The following is a 19,203-nucleotide window of genomic DNA, read 5'->3' on the forward strand; positions in this document are numbered from 1 at the left end:
AGTAGAGCGCTGTCGCGTCGAGCGGCAGCGTTTGCACGAGCGCTCTGTTAGGATTTCGGCCTTCACGGGGCAGTTCTGAAGGCCGGGGTAGCATTTCCTTCGGTTTTGCGACGGAGTGTCGCCGTAATATGCCCGGTTTCGGGCAATCAAATAACGAATGATGAGACCTGCCAGCGGCAATGTCTTACGGGGGAATGATGGATTTTTGGACCGCCATGCAGGCTGTGATTCTCGGCATCGTCGAGGGTCTGACGGAATTTTTGCCCATTTCGAGTACCGGTCACCAGATCGTGGTCGCCGACCTGATCGACTTTGGCGGCGAACGCGCGATGGCGTTCAACATCATCATCCAGCTGGGCGCGATCCTGGCGGTGGTGTGGGAATTTCGCCGCAAGATCCTGGACGTGGTGGTGGGCCTGCCCCGCCAGGCCCGGGCCCAGCGCTTTACCCTCAACCTGCTGATCGCCTTCATGCCCGCCGTGGTGCTGGGCGTGCTGTTCGCCGACCTGATCCATGAGTACCTGTTCAACCCGATCACGGTGGCGGTGGCCCTGGTGGTGGGCGGGGTGATCATGCTGTGGGCCGAGCGCCGCCAGCACGTGGTGCGTGCCGAGGAGGTCGATGACATGCGCTGGACCGATGCGCTGAAGATCGGCTGCGCGCAGTGCCTGGCAATGATTCCGGGGACTTCGCGGTCGGGCTCGACGATCATCGGCGGGCTGTTGTTCGGCCTGTCGCGCAAGGCCGCCACCGAGTTCTCGTTCTTTCTGGCGATGCCGACCATGGTCGGGGCGGCGGTGTTCTCGGGCTACAAGTACCGCGACCTGTTCCAGCCGGATGACTTCCCGGTGTTCGCCATCGGCTTTGTGGTGTCGTTCATCTTCGCGATGATTGCGGTGCGCGGCTTGCTCAAGTTCATCGCCAGCCACAGCTACGCGGTGTTTGCCTGGTACCGTATCGCATTTGGCCTGGTGATCCTGGCGACCTGGCAGTTCGGCTGGGTCGACTGGGCCGTGGCGCACGGCTGAGATGGCCCGCATCGAAACGCGCCCGCCCATGCGCCACCTGCGCCTCAAGTTGCTGGCATTCGTGGCCCTGTGCCTGCTGCCGGTGCTGGGCGCACTGAAGCTGGGTGTGGGCACAGGCAACTGGTTGTGGCTGGCGGCCTATGGGCTGGCGAGCCTTGGCTGTTTCGGGCTGTATGGCTACGACAAGCGTCAGGCGCGCGGCCAGGGGCAGCGTACCCCCGAGAAGGTGCTGCATGCCTGCGAACTGGCCGGTGGCTGGCCAGGGGCGCTGCTGGCGCAGCAGGTGTTCCGGCACAAGACACGCAAGTTGTCCTATCAGCTGGTGTTCTGGGTGATCGTGCTGGGGCATCAGGTGTTCTGGGCCGACTACCTGTTTCTTGCCGGGCGATTGTTCGGGTTCTAGAGCGCTTTCGCCGGCAAGGTCGGCGCCTTCAGGGGCCGGCCTTGCCGGCGAAAGCCATCGGCCTCAGAGCAGCAACCCGACCTGTACGCGCTTGGGCAATCGCCGCACCACCAGTTGATGCGAGCGGCGCAGCAACTCTTCCAGTTCCCCACGCCCCATCGCATAAGGCTGCGCCACACTGATCCAGTGTGCCCGCGCCAGGTACGGCGCCGGTCGCACCCCGGGGCGGTCCACGTAGCCCAGGAACAGCTCGGTGTCGACCTTGAACGACAAGCCTGCACCCGCCAGGTCCATCACCGCGAACATCTTGTTGCCGGCCACCGAGAACACGCGCACGCCACCCCATTTGTAGTCTTCCTGCACACCGGGCAGGCCCAGGCAGAATGCCGCCACCTGTGCCTCGGTCATTTTTCGCTCAGACATAACGCTCTCCACATTCCTCGAACGAGGCTACCAGGTGATCGATCCACGCCCTGACCGCCGGCAGCACGCCGCGCCGGTGCGGGTACACCGCCTGCAGGTAACCGCCCGGCAGTGACCAGCCCGGCAGCAGGCGTACCAGTTCGCCGCGCTGCAGTTCGGCCTCGCAGTGCATGATCGGCAGCGTGGTGAAGCCCAGGCCCGCCAGGGTGGCGGCCTTGCGCACCACGAAGTCGTCGATGGCCAGGCGCGCTTCCAGGGTCAGGTCCTGCTTGTGGCCCTGCTCGTCGAGCAGGCGCAGGTGCACCAGGCGGTCGGCCTCGACCGCGCCCAGTACCGGCACCCTGGCCAGGTCGGCAGGGGAGCTGACAGGGTGCCGGGCGGCAAACTCAGGTGCGGCCACCAGCAGCATCTGCGCCTGGCGCAGGCGGCGGGTGACCAGTGCCGGGTCTTCGTCGCCCAGGTCGCGCACACGCAGGGCCACGTCGATGCCCTCGGTGATCAGGTCGACCCGGCGGTTGAGCAGCACCATGTCCAGCTGTACCTGCGGGTACTGCTGCAAAAATGCGCTGATCACGCCGGGCAGGAACTCATGGGCCAGGCCCACCGGGCACGACACCCGCAAGCGCCCGCGCGGTTCGCTGGTCATGCTGGCCACCGCTTCGTCGGCCATCTCGGCCTCCAGCAGCATGGCCTGGCAATGGCGCAGGTAGCGCTCGCCCACGGCGGTGAGCTTGAGTTGCCGAGTGGTGCGCTGCAGCAGACGCGTGCCCAGGCGCTCCTCCAGTTCGGCAATGCGCCGCGACAGCCTGGATTTGGGCACACCGAGCAGACGCCCGGCCGCCGCGAAACCACCGGCCTCCACCACGCGTGCGAAATAGAACAGATCGTTGAGGTCTTGCATGCCGGTCATGGGCATTGTCCTGCCAGTGGGACGAAGAAGTGCGAATTTGCGATCTTATCAGCTATTGGCTATCCCGGTAGCATCCTCCCCATCGTGATCGCCAGCCGATCCTCATTCAGGAGAGCCCCATGAAACTGTTGCACATCGATTCCAGCATCCTCGGCGACAACTCCGCTTCTCGTCAGCTCAGCCAGCGCGTGGTCGCCGCCTGGCAAGCGGCAGAACCTTCGGCGCAGGTGGTCTACCGGGACCTGGCCGCCGATGCCATCAGCCATTTCTCGGCCGCGACCCTGGTTGCCGCCGGCACGCCTGACGAACTGCGCGATGCGGCGCAGCAACATGAAGCCAGGCTCAGCAGTGAAACCCTGCAGGAGTTTCTGGCGGCCGATGCGGTGGTGATCGCCGCGCCCATGTACAACTTCACCGTGCCGACCCAGCTCAAGGCCTGGATCGACCGCATTGCCGTCGCCGGCCAGACCTTCCGCTACACCGAAGCCGGGCCTGAAGGCCTGTGCGGCAACAAGAAGGTGATCGTGGTGTCGACCTCCGGCGGCCTGCACGTCGGCCAGCCGACCGGTGTGGCCCACGAGGAATTCCTCAAGGTGTTCCTGGGCTTTATCGGCATCACCGACGTCGAGTTCGTGCGCGCCCATGGCCTGGCCTACGGCGACGAGCACCGCAGCAATGCCATGCAGGCCGCCCAGGCGCAGATCGACAGCGAGCTGTTCGCGGCTGCCTGAGCCCCTGTCGAAAAGCCGACTTGCGGTCACCCCGCAAGTCGGCTTTTTCATGCACCTTTCATCCAGCCCGGCCTGGCCCGCTCTATGCTTGCCAGTACCGGTCACAGGTGCGGGCCGGGCAGGGTGAGCAACGATGCGGTGGGTTCGAACATTTTTGATGCTGGTGCTGTGGAGCTGCTGCCTGCTGGTGCAGGCCGAGCCCGCGCAGCACTGGAGTGTCGGCCTGCATCGCATGGCTGTGACCGACCCGGTGGACGGCCAGCCGATGCAGGCCCTGGCGTTCTACCCATCCAGCGACATCGCCCGGTGGCATCAGGTCGACGGCTATCGGGTCCACGTGGCCGAAGAAGGCGCGGTGGTAATGGGCCGCTTCCCGTTGCTGATGCTGTCCCATGGCAATACCGGCACGCCACTGGCGCTGCATGACCTGGCCAGCGCCCTGGCACGCCGGGGCTTCGTGGTGGTGGCGGTGGTGCACCCGGGAGACAACGCCCGCGATCACAGCCGGCTTGGCACCCTGAGCAACCTCTATGGCCGGCCCCTGCAGATCAGTGCCGCCTTGACCGCGACCCTTGCCGATCCGTTGCTTGCACCTTACGTCAGCGACAGGCAGGTGGGCATGATCGGTTACTCGGCCGGTGGCGAGACGGCGTTGATCCTGTCCGGTGCCCGACCAGACCTGCAACGCCTGCGCCGCTACTGCCAGCAGAACCCGCTGGACGCCGATGCCTGCAAGGCCCATGGGGTGCTGGTGGCAGACCGTGACGACCTGCTGCCCCACGCCGACCCCAGGGTGCGTTCATTGCTGCTGATGGCGCCGTTGAGCCTGATGTTCGGACGCCACGCGCTGGCCGATGTGAAGGTGCCCGCGCTGATCTACAGCGGCGACCGCGACCAGTTGCTGGCCATCGACAAGAATGCCCAGGCACTGGCGCACAAACTGCCGATCACCCCCAACTACCGCCTGCTGGCGGGTGCCGGGCACTTCGTGTTCATGGCCCCGTGCGACGCATCCCAACTGCAGCATATGGCCACGCTGTGCACCGATGCCGAAGGGGTGGACCGCGCCGGCATACACCTGTCGTTACAGGCCGAAGCCACGCGCTTCTTCACCCGCACCCTGGGGGGCGCCGAGCGTGTCGGCCTGAGTGCGGTCGATCACTGAGCCGTGGCGCGGCGCAACAGCACCAGGGTCAGGCCCACGCCGGCCAGTGACAGCAGCGCGGCCACACAGAAGATCGAGGCGTAGCCCAGGTGCGCAGCGATGGCGCCCATCACCGGGCCGGCAATCGCCAGGGCCAGGTCGAAGAACACCGCGTAGGCCCCCAGCCCGGCGCCGCGGCTGGAACTGGGCACCTGCTTGATCGCCTCGACCCCCAGTGCCGGGTACACCAGTGACAGGCCGAAGCCGCTCAGCCCCGCGCCGACCAACGCCAGCAGCGGTGACGGCGCCAGCCACAACAATGCCAGCCCCAGGGCCTCGACGCCCATGCAGGCAATTGCCACGCGGTAGCCGCCCCACTGGTTGACCGCGTTCACGAACAGCAGCCGCGACAGGATGAAGCACACGCCAAAGGCGCTCAGGCACAGGGCGGCGCCGCTCCAGCCGCGTTCTATATAGAAGAGCGTGACGAAGGTGGTCAGCGTGCCATAGCCGATGGAGGCCAGGGTAAGGCCCACACCGCACGGTGCCACCCGCGCGAAGGCGGCCCAGAACGGCAGGCGCACGCCACGCACCACCGGCACCGAGGGCTTGTTGCGTATCACCAGTAGCGCCGCTGCTGCCAGCGCGGTCAGGCTCAGGCCCAGGGTGGCGAAGTTCAGTTCGCTGGCCACGATCACCCCCAGCGGTGCTCCGATGGCGATGGCGCCATAGGAGGCGATACCGTTCCAGGAAATCACCCGCGCGGTGTGTTCGGCGCCCACCTGGCCGATGCCCCAGCTCAGGGTGCCCACGCCAATCAGGCCCTGCGCGATGCCCAGGGCCACCCGTGCAGCCAGCAGCACCGCCAGGCTCATCACTGGCAGGTGCACGGCCAATGCCGATGCCCAGGTCAGCACGCCGCTCAGCGCGATGCCCAGCAGCCCGTAGATGATCGCGCGCTTGGTCCCCAGGCTGTCGGCCAGGCGTCCGGCCATGGGGCGGCTGAGCAGGGTGGACAGGTATTGCAGGCCGATGGTGATGCCGGCGATGACCGCGCTGAACCCCAGGGTGTCATGCACGTGGCTGGGCAGCACCGCGATCGGCAGGCCGATGCAGAGGAAGGCGATGAAGGTGTAGAAGACGATCGACAGTATCTGTCGGGTAACCGACTCGTTACTGAGTGCAGCAGAAGGGGGCGGGGCAGACATGGGGCTCGTTCGCAGGCAAGCGGTTGGAGGCGACCATGATGGCGGGAGCGGGCAGGAAAAGAAAGCAGGCTAACGAACAAGCTGTGGCCAGCAAGGCCGGCCCCCACCCGGGTCGCGAAAACCACGCACCCTGCAGGAGCCGGCCTTGCCGGCGAAGCTTGTGTACGACGTTTAGATCAACACACCCTGGCTGCGCAGGTAGTCGTCATAGGTACCGCTGAAGTCGATCACGCCGCTGGGGCTCAGCTCGATGATGCGGGTGGCCAGCGAGGACACGAACTCGCGGTCGTGGCTGACGAACAGCAGCGTGCCCGGGTAGTTTTCCAGCGCCAGGTTGAGCGCCTCGATCGATTCCATGTCCAGGTGGTTGGTCGGTTCGTCCATCACCAGTACGTTGGGCTTTTGCAGAATCAGCTTGCCGAACAGCATGCGGCCTTGCTCGCCACCGGAGATCACCTTCACCGACTTGAGGATCTCGTCGTTGGAGAACAGCATGCGCCCCAGGGTGCCGCGGATGATCTGCTCGCCCTGCGTCCACTGGCCCATCCAGTCGAACAGGCTCAGGTCCTCTTCGAAATCGTGGGCGTGGTCCTGGGCGTAGTAGCCCACTTCGGCGCTTTCGGTCCATTTCACCTCGCCGGCATCCGGGGTCAGCTCGCCGACCAGGGTGCGCAGCAGGGTGGTCTTGCCGATACCGTTGGGGCCGATGATCGCCACACGCTCGCCGGCTTCGACGGTGAAGCTGAAGTTCTTGAACAGGGTCTTGCCGTCGAAGCCCTTGGACATCTTCTCGATGGTCACGGCCTGGCGGTGTAGCTTCTTGGTCTGTTCGAAGCGGATGAACGGGCTGACGCGGCTCGATGGCTTGACCTCGGCCAGCTGGATCTTGTCGATCTGCTTGGCGCGCGAGGTGGCCTGCTTGGCCTTGGAGGCGTTGGCCGAGAAGCGGCTGACGAAGGTCTGCAGCTCGGCGATCTGGGCCTTCTTCTTGGCGTTGTCCGACAGCAGTTGCTCGCGCGACTGGGTGGCGGCGGTCATGTACTCGTCGTAGTTGCCCGGGAACAGACGCAGCTCGCCGTAGTCCAGGTCAGCCATGTGGGTGCACACGCTGTTGAGGAAGTGACGGTCGTGGGAAATGATGATCATGGTGCTGTTACGCGCCGTGAGGATGCTTTCCAGCCAGCGGATGGTGTTGATGTCCAGGTGGTTGGTAGGCTCGTCGAGCAGCAGCACTTCAGGGTCGGAGAACAGTGCCTGGGCCAGCAGCACACGCAGTTTCCAGCCTGGGGCGACTTCGGTCATGGGGCCGAAATGCTGTTCGAGGGGAATACCCAGGCCCAGCAGCAGTTCACCGGCGCGGGATTCGGCGGTGTAGCCGTCCATCTCGGCGAATTCGGTTTCCAGCTCGGCGACGGCCATGCCGTCGTCTTCGGTCATTTCCGGCAGCGAGTAGATACGATCGCGCTCGGCCTTGACCCGCCACAGTTCCTCGTGGCCCATGATCACGGTATCGATCACGGTGAATTCTTCGTAGGCGAACTGGTCCTGGCGCAGCTTGCCCAGGCGCACGTTCGGCTCGAGCATCACCTGGCCGGCCGACGGCTCCAGGTCGCCGCCGAGGATTTTCATGAAGGTCGACTTGCCACAGCCGTTGGCGCCGATCAGGCCGTAGCGGTTGCCATTATTGAACTTGACCGAGACGTTCTCGAACAAGGGCTTGGCGCCAAACTGCATGGTGATGTTAGCGGTGGAGATCAAAGGGCTTACCTATCAATAACTTATGAGGCGTCTTCGCAGCTGCGGACCAATTTCGGACCAATCTTGAGCTTTTCGAGCTCCTGCCAATCATTGGCCGAATTGATCCAACGTGCATACGTCGATAAGAGCATCTGCACGCTGTGCCCGAGCTGTTGGGCGATAAATGCGGGGTTGAGACCAGACATTAAGCATATTGTCGCATACGTGTGACGGCAGTTATATGGCCTCCTGTAGCGGATACCCAGCTCTTTAAGTACTGGTCGCCACTGATGATGCAGGTCAGACGTCTGTTTTACGTACTCGCCGTTCTTCGACGGCGGGAATATATAGGGCGTTTCCGTGACACGGCCCTTGCCTGTTTTGCGCCGCTCGGCGTACTGCCGAGCAAACTCCAAGGCATGCAGCGCCCGTTCATTCAACAACACGAAGCGGTCACCGCCGACTTTCAGGCGCTCGACCACTTCGCCCAGGGCGACGGTGCGCTTGATGTGCGCAACCTTCTTGTTCAGGTCCACGGCATCCCAGCGCAGGGCCAGGGCCTCGGAAAGGCGCACTCCAGTGAAAAAAACGAACTCGAAGAACGCCGCATAGATAGAGCTGGGCCAAAAGGTACCGGCGTACATCCGATCGAGGATGGTGTTTGCCTCGTCCAGCGTGAAGGGGTCGACCTCCTTTTTGCTCCGCTTCGGCAGCTGGATGGGGTCGGCCGGGTTCTTCTGGGTCAGGCCATCCTCGACGGCCGACCGCATGATGGTCGACAGCTTCACCAGTGCGTTGCGCTTCACTGCTGGGCTGGTCCACTGGGTACCGGCGACGATCTGCCGCAGGCGGGTGGTGGTGATCAGGTCGATCCTGATCAAGGCAAGGTGCGGCACCCAGTACAGGTTCAACGCGCTTTTGTACCCGTTGCGAGTCCCTTTCACGATCTCCCGGCTATCCAGCCAAAGCTGGGCATACTCGCCAAAGCTTGGAATCCCGCCGACGGCATTGGCAGAGCTGGGAAACAGCTCTGCATATTTGTCCTGGTCCAGCAGGCCGAGCTTGATCAGGCCAGCTACCTGATCGCGAAGCTTGGATGCAGCTTTGATGCCTTGCGATGTCGGGGGATAGGGAAGCGTCTCGCTGCGTCGGGTTCCTTCGAACATGAACCGGAGACGAAGCGATCCGTAGTGGACGTCGATTCCTGGGGGTAAATCCATTGGCTTTCGAGCCATGCGTCGTACCTTCTCTTGCTGTAGATAATTCGGCCGTGGTGTTTCATCCAGACGCTTTCGGGGAATATCCCGCGTCGGCGTCGACCTTCCAGGGCGCGTTGCGTACAGCCCAGCAGCTCGGCCATGCGTTTTTCGGTGACCTTGTCGACGTCACCTTCAGATTGCGTAGACAACAGGGGCTCCTTGCCGCCACCTGGGCGGCAGTAGGCGAGGGCTGAAGTGCTTACTCCATCCCCTTGCAAAGGCGGCAGTCGATAGTTGGGGGCTCGTCCATGCCACTGGTCTCTAAGCCAGTGCCATCGCAGACGCCACATAGATCGGGACGTTCGAGAAACTCCACGGATGGCTCCCATGGCTCGCCCTGCCATGTGTTGGTTCGGGGTGAGCTCGGATAGGCATACGTTTGTTTGCCAGTCATGCAGTTTTTGACGCGCAGTTGGTGGCCATCGCTGCTGTAACTGAGCACGCGTGCGTTGAACGCCCCACGGGAGTGATGGATCTTTACCAGGCAACCTTTGGGATAGACTTCCTGGGTGAACTTGAGTTGGGCGTCTGTTGCCAGCTTTGCGGCAAGATCCAGCTCCAGCATTTTTGTTCTCTGGTGAGGGTTCATACTGTCGACTCCAATTGAGAGACGCTCAGCCCAACAGCCACCGGCCGCACCCATATCGGCATGCTGCTGAGTATGAAGGTCTCGCCTTGCGCTGCCAGGAGCAGGGTGGTCCCCATCACATCGGCTATCGCCTCGGCCGCGTCTGGTGGTACTGCATTGCCAATCCGTTCACGCCACGCCTGGTCACTGAGGCCGTCCAGCTCGAACTGCTCTTCTGGCTCAACGAGGCTTTGAATGGCAGCCAGCTCAAGCGTGGTGAACGGCCGGTGCCAGGTGCCGTCGAGGCTGGTGATGATGCAGGTCAGGCGATCATTGGCGGCAGGAATCCGTGGGTCGGCCACGCTCCAGCGGCCGTTGTCCTGCCGGGCACTCGCCGACACAGCGCCGGCCTGGCCGTTCCAGTCGACCACCCCGTAATGCCCGCCATGCAGGTAGGCGTCACCTTTGACTCGACGCATACCTGGTCGTGGGTCTTGTACCGCGAACGCGCCTTGTCCCGTGGTGCTGCCGGCAATCACCGTGCCTGCAGCGTTGTCATAGGGTGTCACCAGGTACTTGCCGAATCCGCCGCCAGCGCGCCGAGGGTCGGCCACGCTGAACGTGCCTTGCCCGGGCGACTTCACCCCGATCACCGCACCACTGGTGTCGCCCCAGCGGCGCACGCCGTATTGGTGGTACTGCAGGGCGTCGGCTTTCGAGCGCGGGTCTGCGATCGAGAACGCGCCGTTGGTGGGACTGGATCGGCCTGCGACTGTCCCGATCGATTTACTCCACTGGTTCACCCCCAGGTAGCCTGAATAGGCTTCCGGCACGATGATGAGGTCACGCAGGTATCCGTCCTCGATCGCCAGGTCATTGAGGCTGCGCCAGTCCTTGCCGGCTTCGACCAGGGCGAGGCGCACCCACGTCTTCCACTGCAGTGCCGGCACTCGATGCATCGGCCCAGCGGCTTCGACATCACCGGCCAGCGGCATGCGGCCGAGAATGTCGCCCACTGCGCGCAGGCTCTTGTGCTCAGGCTCGTACAGGAAGGGCGGCACCTTCTCGACGTGGCGGGCGACCAGCAGGAAGCGCTTGCGGCTCTGTGCCAGCCCGCCGATCACGCCGCAATCGTGGGTGGTCTCGGCCACGGCATAACCGAAGCCGGAGAGCAGGCTGTTGATCTGGTCGAGCAGGTGCCTGCCGCGTGAAGCAAGGCGCGGCACGTTCTCGAACACCAGCAGCGGCACGGGATCGTCGGCCCACGCCTCACCGAAGAGCCAAATGCAGCGCAGCGTCAACTCGTTGAGCGCCTGGTACTTGGGGGTAAGGCTCATTTTCTCCGACAGCAGGCCGCTGGCACCTTTGCACGGCGAGCTGATGAACACGGCGTCGGGTCGCTGGCCACCTGCAGCACGGCGGATGTCTTCCGGCGTTGCTTCTCGCCAGCCTGGTGGCGGCTCTTTTCCATGAAAGCGGGTGTACTGGTCGCGGGTGAAGAGGTCCAGCAAAGTGCCCGTCACGCCGCTCAATTGTTTGAAGTCCGCCAGTCCGGCGGGGTCAACGTCTACGCCGCCAATGCACTGCCACTCGGCCTGCAGGTTGCCCACGATGGGCTTGGACTTGTTGAAGCCCTTGGCGCCGCCGCCCAGGCCGCAGCACATATGGAAGTGCTTCAGTACGTGTTTACGCATGGGCACCTCCCGGCTGCTTATACCCCTTGGCAGGCTGCGCGTGCGGGCGATATGAAGCGATCAGCGTTGTTTCAGCAGGCGCTGCCCGGCGCAGCCTCTCGTGGGGTACAAGCGCCTCTTCGGTGCGGCTGAGAGGGTCAATAATGCCTGCTGCTTTGCAGCAGAAACTCTTTGTTTTCTGTGCGTCGATGCTGGGATTGCCACGGAGCAAAGCGGGCTGAGCATTGTGGTCAGCCACGACCAGCGCGGTGCCGCTTTGCACCGAGGTTTTGATCTGCATCGATCCCTTGGCGGCGGTGTGACCGTGTTCTGTGCATGGCGTGGGTTTGAACAGCAAGCCGGGGTGTTGGTGGGTTCGAGTCATGCGGCTTGCTCCTGGTCCAGAGGCTTGATCAGTGCTGCCATGGACAGGGCCTGCTCGCGAAGGGCGCGAGCATCCCGCTCGAGCTTTTTGCCGGTCTTGAATGCACTGAAAGTCTCTGCAGCAATGCGCAGCTTCTCTGCGATCTGCAACAGCGTCTGGTGATGCTGATCTTTCAATGCGCACGCTTCAGTCAGCTTCTTGCACCGTTTCGCGAACTGCTCATTCTGTTCCCGAAGTGAAGACAGCTGTATCTGGAGAGCTCTTACGGTTTGTTGGTAGGACGCGCGCCTTTCTGTGTTGATATCCAGGCGCCCTTTGCGCATGCCCATATAGAAGGTAAGTGCAGACAGGCCTGCGATGAAAATGACGATGATGAACAGCGCAATGACTTGATCTTGAGACATGAGGGTATTGCTCCTTGTGGTGTGCGGGCCGGTGGTGGCGGCCCGTGCTGGGGTTACTGCTGTTGCTCTTGCTCAGCCCGCATACGCGCTTGCTCTTCGTCGGCCTTGTGGGCTCGGATGTCGATCAGGGCGGCCACGTGGCGGATGTGAGCGAACTTTTGCGCTTTCCGGCTGGTGTCCAGTGTGGTGACTGGTAGCTGGATTCGTCCGCTGTTCAGCTGTTCCGTGAATGACTGCTCATTGAGGTTGCGAAAGTACTGCACGCGCACCTTGTCCAGCGGTATCAGCACATCACCGAAGGTTCGATAGAGCAGTTCAACGGTGATGGGCTCAGGTGCGGGCAGCAAATGCAGATTTGCTTGGGTGCTATTGCTCATCAGGCTTGGGGCTCTCCATGAGCTTGTGGCGTGACGGATGGTTCCAGGTGATCTCGCAATGTTTACGCACCAGGTCCTGAAAGTGAGCAGGCACCTCTAGGAGCGCAGCGTTGCGCTCCTCGCGGGTCCTGAGCGCCAGTATCTGGCGTGCATATTGTCTAGGCCGCATTTTGGGTACCCTTCGTTAACGGGGGGTATTGCAGGGCAAGCTGGTCTGCAAGCCACTCGATGCCTTCAGGTTTCACCCGAGTTGACTTGCTGTACTGCATCCCCGCGACGGGGTGGTACCAGCTCCCTTCTTTCACGCGCAGGTACTGGCGATCCCTGTTTGGGTACCGAGGCAGGTTGTGGTCATCGAGGAGCTGCTTTGTGCCCATCAGCTCAATGAGTTTTGGGCGGGTGATGCCGAGCACTTTGGCCGTTTGGGCGAGGGTGCGATCCATGACAGCCTCCTACGCAGCTTGCTCGTTTGGGGTTGCAGATCGAATGAATGCGTCCAGCTTCTTGCCCATCACTTCCATGGCGTGGGCCTCGCTACCTCGTGTAGTGAAAGTGCTTGTATGAGGCCGGCGGGTGCCGATCGACAGGATTGAAGTCACCAGATTGTCGGGAGATCGGCTGCGATGGACAGCCAACTGCACCGGTGCCTGCAGCCCTACGTCGAGGGTCAGGACGCCGCCTTTACGCAGCAGTTCGCGCACCTGCTCGATGCGTCCAGCCGCAACGCTCTCCTCAACTGACAGAGAGGGCGATTCAACCCACGAGGGCAGTCCATCAGCGGTTTCGGTCTTGCCGTTGGCGATTCCTTCAACGAGCTCGGCAATACGGTGATGGATCTTCGGGTGGTTCTGCGAAAGGGTCACCGAGTGGCGCGCATCGAGCATGTCGACGGTAAAAGTCGTGCTGCTTGCGCCGCGTTCCACATGCAGGCGAAAGGAAAGACGCTGCCGGTGCAGGGGAGAGCTGCAGGTGTGATTGAATGAGCCGTTCAGGTTGGCCTGGGCGGCGAACAGTTGCAGGGTGCGGTAGTCGATCTTGAAGTCGCTCATGCTGCACGGCCCCCGTCGTTCGGATCGAAAGGGCGGACAGGGGAGAGAATCGGGCGACGTTTGGTGGTGACAAATGCACAGCCGCTTAGCGCGGCAAGGCGACGAACCTCAAAGATCAGGACAGTGGTAGCGGCGGCGGGGTGGACGTGCAGGGTTGCTGTGGTGTGCATGGTGATGCCTCACTCTGTGGTGGAAGAGTGAGGCGAATATCACGCAGCGTGCTTTTTAAGTCAATACGCTGTGTGATTATTTTTCCGGTGCGCTGTGTAGAAAACGTGATGACTTCAAGATGCCGCCTACAAGATGTATTTCCGTGACGTCCTTTTCAGCGATGTGAATGGGAGGATGCCCCGCATTCACGCTGTCGAGGCGATACATGCCGTCGCGAAGGTAAATGAACTCTCTGATCATAGTCTTGCCGGCCAGGGTGCGGACTACTACCTCATCCCCACTGTAGAAATCCTTGTTCGGCTCGATCAGAACGAACTCTCCATTTTTGATGCGGGGCAGCAGGCTATCGCCCGTTACTCGAAGTCCGTAGGCATCTGGATCATCGCTATGGATATTAAGGTATCCGTCACCTTGGTCCGAGGGTAGGTGAAGGGCTTCAAAGTAACCCTCATCGGCCAACTGCGCGTTGCCTATGACACGGACGCTGCCATCTTTGGCCCACCCGACATTGCTACTGACTGGCTGTCCTTGGTCTTTGGTCCGCCCGTACTCGCGAGCAAGGTGATCCTCCGAGCGCACTCGCCCTTGGATTGCGTCCGGCAGTGAGTTGATCTCTGAACGATCTTTTCCCGCGACCAAGTCTGGTAGCGAAATACCCAATGCCCCGGCCAATTTCTCCAGGTCCTGAAGGTTTGGCTGTCGAGTCCCTTTTTCGTAATTGCCAATCCGCGATTGGGATTCCCAGCCGCAGGCCAAGGCCAAAGCCTGCTGGCTCATGCCTTTGGCTTTACGTAGATGCTTGATGCGATTGCCTAGTGTGTTCATGTGTTTTTTTTACCACGCAACGGTATCTGTTTATCGCACTTTACGTGTTGAAATGTTCACGTTACGTGCTTAATATGGCGGCGACTGAACGGAGGACCTTGGAATGAACTGTATCGCTGTGCATCGAGAAAGGGCCGGCATCAAGCAGCGGGATCTAGTGGCTGCACTGGGCTGGACGCAAACGCGTCTAAGCAATTACGAAGCGGGGCGCCGATTACCAGGACTCACTGAGTGCCGAGCCATCATTTCGGCGCTGAACAAGCTTGGGGCTCTTTGTTCGCTTGATGACGTGTTTCCGCCTGAGCCAGACGTACCTCAGGCTGCTTAGAAAAAAGGCGACCCGAAGGTCGCCCAGTTTCCCCCGGCAGTACCACCACAGTGCTACCGGGCCGCGTGAGAGGCAAGCGAGCACACCACATGCATCCGCTTACCTTGATCGCGTTACCCAGGCACGGATGCTTGGGTTTTGCCGCCTTTCTCCACCACAGATTGGGCGGCTGTTGCGCCAGAGGTGGTCGACGGATCGACGCCTCGGCACGGTGCCGGTTTGGTCTGTAGGACCGTTCCGGCGTTTGGGCCCTTACAAGCCACGCGGCAAATGTATCACCACTACATGCCGCTGGCACTGGCAACCTATAAGGATTAATGCCATGAGCCGAACTGCTCTGAGTTGTGTCGAGCGCGCCAAGAGGGAAGTCTTGCCGCTTGATTTGGCGCTGTACCACGCTGTTCGGGACTATCCGGGCGGTGCTGCGGCAATTGCCGGTGCGACCGGCCGAAACGCCACCACCATGCAGCACAAGCTGTCTCCAACCCATCCCACCCATGTGGTCAACATTCAGGAGTTCTGCGAGATCCTGGAGATGACCAAGGATCGCCGCATTCTTGATGCTGTACACGCGATGGTTGGCGACACGATATGGCAAGAGCTTTCAGACGCCTACACAGAAGACATGCCTGAGACCCTGACCATGGGTATTGCAATGTTTTTCAGGCAGGTGGCCGACCTGTCAGAAAGTTGGGCACGCAACATCGGCGACGGGATGGTTGACGATCGGGAGTTGGCTGAAATACAGCAGCTGGTGTTTCGAGGGATTCAAGGGCTTCTGGGGATGTACAACCGTGCCCGCTATGTGAATCAGACTACTCGGGGGACTAGCCGTGGCTGATATCGCGGATTTTGCCAATGATCTGGTTCAGGAGCGTATCGACCTTGCGCTCGCAGCGCGTAACGCTTTCAAGCAAACCGCCTTAGCGCCTTCCTCTATGTTCTGCGACGCCTGCGAAGAGCCCATACCAGAGGCCCGCCGCTTGGCCAGCCCAGGCTGCACGCAGTGCACAGGATGCCAAACATTAGCGGAGCAGCTGGAGGCGCGCCATGCTCGATGAAGTATTGAATCAGTTTGCCGATTACGGTCTTGAACCCTTGCAACCGCTGACCTACGGAAAGCTCACACGCTGCAAGACCTCGCAAGACAAGGGCAAGGAAAAGAACGGTTGGTATGTGGTGCATGAGCATCGCACCGAGAAGGGTGAAACGCTGATATTCGGCAGCTTCGGCGACTGGCGCTCAGGCGAGTCTCTAAAGATCAAGGTCAAGGCCGGTCGCATGACTCAAGAAGAACGCGAAGTCATGCGCGCGCGGCAAGAGGATGCTAAGCGCAGGGCGGTGGAGATTGCCGCCAATGCGGCACGGCGAGCAGCCAGTCGGGCGTCAGCTATGTTTGGACGCATGCCAGCTAAGGGACGCAGTGCCTATCTCGATCGAAAACAGATCGTGGGCTTCGGCTTGCGATACGCTCCCCGATCGGGGGCTGTGCTGATTCCGATGCACAACGTACGTGACCAGATCGTGGGCCTGCAGGTGATCTATCCCGAAAAGCAGGCCGACACGGGCCGAGACAAGACGTACTGGCCCTATGGCATGTCGAAAGAGGGAGCTTTCCACCTGGTCGGTCCGCACCCTGAACCAGGAGAGCCGATCCTGATCTGTGAGGGATATGCGACGGGGGCAAGCCTTCACATGGCGACTTCTTTGACTGTCTCCATCGCATTTGATGCCGGCAATCTCATGGCGGTCGCAAAAACGATGCGTGAGCGTTTCCCTGGTCGCCCCGTAATCATCTGCAGGGACGATGACTGGAAAACCACGCGGCCGGGTGGTGAGCCTTGGAATCCTGGTAAGGAGCGAGCAGATAACGCGGCCACTGTCGTAGGTGGCCAGGTGGTGTGGCCTATCTTCTCGGTCGAGCGCGAGGTCAAGTGGACAGACTTCAACGATTTACACTGTGCCGAGGGATTGGATGCTGTCCGCCGCCAGGTGCTCGCGGTTGTAAAGCCTCCTGCAGCTGGAGGGTGGCGGGACCAGCTTGCGCGAACTGAAAACGGCATGCTGATCGCTCACATGCAAAATGTTGAACTGATCTTGGCCAACGATGAGCGATGGCTCGGTGTGATTGGTTTCAGCTCATTCAGCTCGAAAATCATCAAGCTGAGGGTGCCGCCGTATGGCGGTGGCGTTGGCGACTGGGCAGACATCGACGACATGCTGGTGATGAAGTGGCTGGCCCAGCAGTACAACCTGAGGGTCAAGGTAAGTCATGTGATCGAGGCGGTCAGTGTCGTAGCGCACGATCACGCCTTTCATCCTGTCCGCGACTACTTGAACAGCCTCGAATGGGATCGCGTTCTGCGCCTTGATAGTTGGCTCACCGAGATTATGGGGGTCGAGCCGACTGAGTACAGTTCAAAGGTCGGCAAGCGTTGGATGGTTTCTGCAGTGGGGCGTGTCATGCATCCAGGGTGTAAAGCTGACTCTGTCATGATCCTTGAGGGCGCCCAGGGCGCTGGTAAGTCAACCGCTATGAGTGTGCTCGGTGGTGACTGGTTCATGGATACGCCATTTGCCTTGGGCGACAAGGATGGCTTCCAGGCTATTCGGGGTAAGTGGATTGTTGAGTTGGGTGAGTTGGACAGTTTCAACAAAGCCGAGTCGACGAAGGCCAAGCAATTCTTTTCGGCCTCCACGGATACCTATCGGGAGAGCTACGGCCGCAGAACGATGGACGTGCCACGCCAGTGTGTTTTCGTGGGTACGACCAACCAGGATGAGTATCTGAAGGACGCTACCGGTAACCGCCGCTACTGGCCTGTGGCATGTACCAAGGTTGACCTGGAGCAACTGCGGGAGATCCGCGACCAGCTATGGGCTGAGGCGATGTTCTGCTACCAGTCGGGGGATATCTGGTGGGTCAATCGTGATGAGGCGCCGTTGTTCGCTGAGGCGCAGGAGGAGCGGTTTGTAGTCGATGAATGGGAAGGCCCAATCCTGACGTGGTTGGAAGAGTCTCAGATCGGCGAAACGGCCACCGGTAGTGAGATTCTGTCCGGCGCGTTGAAGTTGGATTTTGGGCATTGGGGTAAGCCTGAACAGATGCGCGTCGGCGCCATCATGCATCGCCTTGGATGGCGCAAGGTGCGGCAACCAGCACTGGCCAAAAGCGGCGTTCGGCCTTGGGCATACAAAAAACCAGCTGGCTGGGGCAGTTCTTCAGCCCTACTTGTGGCGCCAGTCGAGGAGCCTTGCTTTGATTAAGGCTATCGATTCCCTACTACAAGTTTGGGCCCAGGAGCTGCATAGCGATCTCTCCAGCGGTGGCATGGCTGGGGGCAACATGGTTGCAATGATGATGGAGAGCAACGGCCAATTAATCCGTGGCAAACGCGCAAGCAAAGCTCCCCTGGAGAGTTCCCTCGACATAGAGTTGATAGTGACCAAGCACCTTGATGCCCACTTGGCGATGGTCGTGCGTGAGCATTACTGCAGCTTCGATTCCAACATGATGCTGCGGTACGCGCATTGCGGTTGTGGGCGAGACACGTATTATCAGCGCCTGCACGAGGCGCACCTGGTCATCTTCAGTGCCTTGGCTGGGGTCGCGGCGTGAGCCATGCTTTGGCGTGCCCGCGTCGGTCCAACCGTCCGGCCTTGTCCGACTATTAATTGTTGTGGTCGGACGCGCGAAGGCATTGCAGTTATTGGGCTGTCCAACTGTCCGACCTCTCGCCAGACCATGCGTGCATGTGAGCGATGCGCGAATATATGCGCGCAGGGGCGCGCAGGCGTGCCTTTAGGTTTTCTCTCTTTATGCGAGAAAGAATCAAAGAAGGTAGGACAGCAGGACAGCCCTCGTTTCTAGGCGCCTAGAGTTGTCCTGCCTGACTCAAGAAAGGCGAGACAGGCAGGACAGCGCAGAGGAGCTTAAGCCGAGTGTGGGATATTCATCGACATTCGCCAGATCAAACGCAGACATTCACCGGGTGGCAGTAAAGTGGTATTGCTGCCACCGGAATCGACCTGTAAAAAGTACCCATCTTCGATAGGTGCGGACGTAGCAAGCGTTACGCACACCACACCAAACCCGGCCATCGCGCCGGGTTTTTGCATTTTGGGGGAAGTGATGACGAGCGAGCAGCAAACGTTGATTGATATGCCGATCTGGATGGTCATCGTACTGTCCCTGGTCGGTGGCGTATCGGGCGAGATGTGGCGAGCTGACAAGGCCGGTGTGCGGGGATGGGGACTGGTACGGCGGATTGCACTGAGGTCGGGCGCCTGCATCGTCTGCGGCCTTTCGACCATGATGCTCTTGTACTCGATGGGAGTGTCGATCTGGGCGGCTGGAGCATTCGGTTGTTTGACCGCAATGGCCGGTGCTGACGTAGCCATTGGGTTGTACGAACGCTGGGCAGCCAAGCGGCTGGGCGTCTGCGACATCCCGCCCTCGAGCGGCAATGCAGGCCAGTGAAATCTGGCCGGCAACCCAGACCCGCCGGGGACCCTGGCGGTTTTCGCTCAGTACGGGGTCGGAAACCCGCGGGACTTTGTTAGTGGGAGGTTCACCAGCT

23 protein-coding genes are annotated in these 19,203 nt (G+C 61.2%); 10 read left to right on the forward strand and 13 right to left on the reverse strand.

Going from position 1 to position 19,203, the window contains the following annotated elements:
• Window positions 1–197: 197 nt before the first annotated feature.
• Window positions 198–1,028, forward strand: coding sequence for an undecaprenyl-diphosphate phosphatase (locus CR917_RS12690; RefSeq protein ID WP_054914658.1), 831 nt, complete (start codon window positions 198–200; stop codon window positions 1,026–1,028).
• A gap of 1 nt (window position 1,029) precedes the next feature.
• Window positions 1,030–1,431 carry a DUF1294 domain-containing protein gene (locus CR917_RS12695; protein ID WP_054914559.1) on the forward strand — a complete coding sequence of 134 codons (402 nt, stop codon included), beginning with the start codon at window positions 1,030–1,032 and terminating at the stop codon, window positions 1,429–1,431.
• A 63-nt stretch (window positions 1,432–1,494) separates the two neighbouring features.
• Here CR917_RS12695 and CR917_RS12700 read toward each other — a convergent pair whose 3' ends face one another.
• Window positions 1,495–1,854 (reverse strand): MmcQ/YjbR family DNA-binding protein, encoded by a 360-nt coding sequence (locus tag CR917_RS12700; RefSeq protein WP_043861467.1) that lies wholly within the window; start codon window positions 1,852–1,854, stop codon window positions 1,495–1,497.
• Window positions 1,847–2,755, reverse strand: a complete 909-nt coding sequence (locus CR917_RS12705) for a LysR substrate-binding domain-containing protein (RefSeq protein ID WP_043861502.1) — start codon at window positions 2,753–2,755, stop codon at window positions 1,847–1,849. Before CR917_RS12705 ends, CR917_RS12700 begins: the two co-directional genes overlap by 8 nt.
• A 128-nt stretch (window positions 2,756–2,883) precedes the next feature.
• Between CR917_RS12705 and CR917_RS12710 the strand changes: the two genes are divergently transcribed.
• Entirely contained in the window at window positions 2,884–3,495 is a 612-nt protein-coding gene (locus CR917_RS12710; RefSeq protein ID WP_054914558.1) for an FMN-dependent NADH-azoreductase, read from the forward strand.
• A 133-nt stretch (window positions 3,496–3,628) separates the two neighbouring features.
• Entirely contained in the window at window positions 3,629–4,660 is a 1,032-nt protein-coding gene (locus CR917_RS12715; protein ID WP_371920432.1) for an alpha/beta hydrolase family protein, read from the forward strand.
• On the opposite strand, the gene CR917_RS12720 is transcribed toward CR917_RS12715, so the two are convergent.
• The 11 genes from CR917_RS12720 to CR917_RS12780 all read right to left on the reverse strand — a co-directional run bounded on the left by CR917_RS12720 (window position 4,654) and on the right by CR917_RS12780 (window position 14,295).
• The gene (locus CR917_RS12720) at window positions 4,654–5,847 is read right to left on the reverse strand and encodes an MFS transporter (RefSeq protein ID WP_054914556.1); all 1,194 of its coding nucleotides are present in this window, start codon (window positions 5,845–5,847) and stop codon (window positions 4,654–4,656) included. The genes CR917_RS12715 and CR917_RS12720 overlap by 7 nt on opposite strands.
• Before the next feature lie 171 nt (window positions 5,848–6,018).
• Window positions 6,019–7,605, reverse strand: a complete 1,587-nt coding sequence (locus tag CR917_RS12725) for an ABC-F family ATPase (protein ID WP_043861471.1) — start codon at window positions 7,603–7,605, stop codon at window positions 6,019–6,021.
• 20 nt (window positions 7,606–7,625) lie between these two features.
• Window positions 7,626–8,819 (reverse strand): site-specific integrase, encoded by a 1,194-nt coding sequence (locus tag CR917_RS12730; RefSeq protein ID WP_104572382.1) that lies wholly within the window; start codon window positions 8,817–8,819, stop codon window positions 7,626–7,628.
• A 223-nt stretch (window positions 8,820–9,042) separates the two neighbouring features.
• The gene (locus CR917_RS12740; RefSeq protein WP_146095011.1) at window positions 9,043–9,432 is read right to left on the reverse strand and encodes a hypothetical protein; all 390 of its coding nucleotides are present in this window, start codon (window positions 9,430–9,432) and stop codon (window positions 9,043–9,045) included.
• Complete coding sequence (locus CR917_RS12745; protein ID WP_104572385.1) at window positions 9,429–11,105, reverse strand: DNA cytosine methyltransferase; 1,677 nt, start codon at window positions 11,103–11,105, stop codon at window positions 9,429–9,431. The genes CR917_RS12740 and CR917_RS12745 overlap by 4 nt, the downstream gene beginning before the upstream one ends.
• Window positions 11,098–11,469, reverse strand: a complete 372-nt coding sequence (locus CR917_RS12750; RefSeq protein ID WP_256589665.1) for a hypothetical protein — start codon at window positions 11,467–11,469, stop codon at window positions 11,098–11,100. The genes CR917_RS12745 and CR917_RS12750 overlap by 8 nt, the downstream gene beginning before the upstream one ends.
• Complete coding sequence (locus CR917_RS12755; protein ID WP_104572386.1) at window positions 11,466–11,873, reverse strand: hypothetical protein; 408 nt, start codon at window positions 11,871–11,873, stop codon at window positions 11,466–11,468. The genes CR917_RS12750 and CR917_RS12755 overlap by 4 nt, the downstream gene beginning before the upstream one ends.
• A 53-nt stretch (window positions 11,874–11,926) precedes the next feature.
• Window positions 11,927–12,250: a pyocin activator PrtN family protein gene (locus CR917_RS12760; RefSeq protein WP_104572387.1), complete on the reverse strand. Its 324-nt coding sequence runs from the start codon at window positions 12,248–12,250 to the stop codon at window positions 11,927–11,929.
• A gap of 158 nt (window positions 12,251–12,408) precedes the next feature.
• On the reverse strand, window positions 12,409–12,693 hold the full coding sequence (locus CR917_RS12770; protein WP_104572389.1) for a phage antirepressor KilAC domain-containing protein: 285 nt from the start codon (window positions 12,691–12,693) through the stop codon (window positions 12,409–12,411).
• A 9-nt stretch (window positions 12,694–12,702) separates the two neighbouring features.
• A complete protein-coding gene (locus CR917_RS12775; RefSeq protein ID WP_104572390.1) occupies window positions 12,703–13,299 on the reverse strand; it encodes a hypothetical protein in 597 nt (198 codons plus the stop codon).
• Window positions 13,300–13,545: 246 nt separating this feature from the next.
• Window positions 13,546–14,295, reverse strand: coding sequence for an XRE family transcriptional regulator (locus tag CR917_RS12780; RefSeq protein ID WP_104572391.1), 750 nt, complete (start codon window positions 14,293–14,295; stop codon window positions 13,546–13,548).
• A 103-nt stretch (window positions 14,296–14,398) separates the two neighbouring features.
• Between CR917_RS12780 and CR917_RS12785 the strand changes: the two genes are divergently transcribed.
• The 6 genes from CR917_RS12785 to CR917_RS12810 all read left to right on the forward strand — a co-directional run bounded on the left by CR917_RS12785 (window position 14,399) and on the right by CR917_RS12810 (window position 19,103).
• Window positions 14,399–14,623 carry a helix-turn-helix transcriptional regulator gene (locus CR917_RS12785; protein WP_104572392.1) on the forward strand — a complete coding sequence of 75 codons (225 nt, stop codon included), beginning with the start codon at window positions 14,399–14,401 and terminating at the stop codon, window positions 14,621–14,623.
• 322 nt (window positions 14,624–14,945) lie between these two features.
• Window positions 14,946–15,464, forward strand: coding sequence for a phage regulatory CII family protein (locus tag CR917_RS12790; RefSeq protein ID WP_104572393.1), 519 nt, complete (start codon window positions 14,946–14,948; stop codon window positions 15,462–15,464).
• Entirely contained in the window at window positions 15,457–15,684 is a 228-nt protein-coding gene (locus CR917_RS12795) for a TraR/DksA family transcriptional regulator (protein WP_104572394.1), read from the forward strand. Before CR917_RS12790 ends, CR917_RS12795 begins: the two co-directional genes overlap by 8 nt.
• A complete protein-coding gene (locus CR917_RS12800; protein ID WP_104572395.1) occupies window positions 15,674–17,890 on the forward strand; it encodes a VapE domain-containing protein in 2,217 nt (738 codons plus the stop codon). Before CR917_RS12795 ends, CR917_RS12800 begins: the two co-directional genes overlap by 11 nt.
• Window positions 17,883–18,242 (forward strand): hypothetical protein, encoded by a 360-nt coding sequence (locus CR917_RS12805; protein ID WP_104572396.1) that lies wholly within the window; start codon window positions 17,883–17,885, stop codon window positions 18,240–18,242. Before CR917_RS12800 ends, CR917_RS12805 begins: the two co-directional genes overlap by 8 nt.
• Window positions 18,243–18,755: 513 nt before the next feature.
• Window positions 18,756–19,103: a phage holin family protein gene (locus CR917_RS12810; protein WP_104572397.1), complete on the forward strand. Its 348-nt coding sequence runs from the start codon at window positions 18,756–18,758 to the stop codon at window positions 19,101–19,103.
• Window positions 19,104–19,203: the final 100 nt, after the last annotated feature.

The organism is Pseudomonas sp. BRM28 (genome assembly GCF_002939405.1).
Classification (GTDB): domain Bacteria; phylum Pseudomonadota; class Gammaproteobacteria; order Pseudomonadales; family Pseudomonadaceae; genus Aquipseudomonas; species Aquipseudomonas palmensis.

Excerpts from the sequence above, each read along its gene's own strand:
- CR917_RS12800 (WP_104572395.1), top strand. The coding sequence starts at position 15,674 with ATGCTCGATGAAGTATTGAATCAGTTTGCCGATTACGGTCTTGAACCC.
- CR917_RS12705 (WP_043861502.1), bottom strand. The coding sequence starts at position 2,755 with ATGCAAGACCTCAACGATCTGTTCTATTTCGCACGCGTGGTGGAGGCC.
- CR917_RS12790 (WP_104572393.1), top strand. The coding sequence starts at position 14,946 with ATGAGCCGAACTGCTCTGAGTTGTGTCGAGCGCGCCAAGAGGGAAGTC.
- CR917_RS12730 (WP_104572382.1), bottom strand. The coding sequence starts at position 8,819 with ATGGCTCGAAAGCCAATGGATTTACCCCCAGGAATCGACGTCCACTAC.
- CR917_RS12750 (WP_256589665.1), bottom strand. The coding sequence starts at position 11,469 with ATGACTCGAACCCACCAACACCCCGGCTTGCTGTTCAAACCCACGCCA.
- CR917_RS12785 (WP_104572392.1), top strand. The coding sequence starts at position 14,399 with ATGAACTGTATCGCTGTGCATCGAGAAAGGGCCGGCATCAAGCAGCGG.
- CR917_RS12715 (WP_371920432.1), top strand. The coding sequence starts at position 3,629 with ATGCGGTGGGTTCGAACATTTTTGATGCTGGTGCTGTGGAGCTGCTGC.
- CR917_RS12695 (WP_054914559.1), top strand. The coding sequence starts at position 1,030 with ATGGCCCGCATCGAAACGCGCCCGCCCATGCGCCACCTGCGCCTCAAG.
- CR917_RS12760 (WP_104572387.1), bottom strand. The coding sequence starts at position 12,250 with ATGAGCAATAGCACCCAAGCAAATCTGCATTTGCTGCCCGCACCTGAG.
- CR917_RS12780 (WP_104572391.1), bottom strand. The coding sequence starts at position 14,295 with ATGAACACACTAGGCAATCGCATCAAGCATCTACGTAAAGCCAAAGGC.
- CR917_RS12810 (WP_104572397.1), top strand. The coding sequence starts at position 18,756 with ATGACGAGCGAGCAGCAAACGTTGATTGATATGCCGATCTGGATGGTC.
- CR917_RS12710 (WP_054914558.1), top strand. The coding sequence starts at position 2,884 with ATGAAACTGTTGCACATCGATTCCAGCATCCTCGGCGACAACTCCGCT.
- CR917_RS12755 (WP_104572386.1), bottom strand. The coding sequence starts at position 11,873 with ATGTCTCAAGATCAAGTCATTGCGCTGTTCATCATCGTCATTTTCATC.
- CR917_RS12720 (WP_054914556.1), bottom strand. The coding sequence starts at position 5,847 with ATGTCTGCCCCGCCCCCTTCTGCTGCACTCAGTAACGAGTCGGTTACC.
- CR917_RS12700 (WP_043861467.1), bottom strand. The coding sequence starts at position 1,854 with ATGTCTGAGCGAAAAATGACCGAGGCACAGGTGGCGGCATTCTGCCTG.
- CR917_RS12770 (WP_104572389.1), bottom strand. The coding sequence starts at position 12,693 with ATGGATCGCACCCTCGCCCAAACGGCCAAAGTGCTCGGCATCACCCGC.
- CR917_RS12775 (WP_104572390.1), bottom strand. The coding sequence starts at position 13,299 with ATGAGCGACTTCAAGATCGACTACCGCACCCTGCAACTGTTCGCCGCC.
- CR917_RS12745 (WP_104572385.1), bottom strand. The coding sequence starts at position 11,105 with ATGCGTAAACACGTACTGAAGCACTTCCATATGTGCTGCGGCCTGGGC.
- CR917_RS12690 (WP_054914658.1), top strand. The coding sequence starts at position 198 with ATGGATTTTTGGACCGCCATGCAGGCTGTGATTCTCGGCATCGTCGAG.
- CR917_RS12740 (WP_146095011.1), bottom strand. The coding sequence starts at position 9,432 with ATGAACCCTCACCAGAGAACAAAAATGCTGGAGCTGGATCTTGCCGCA.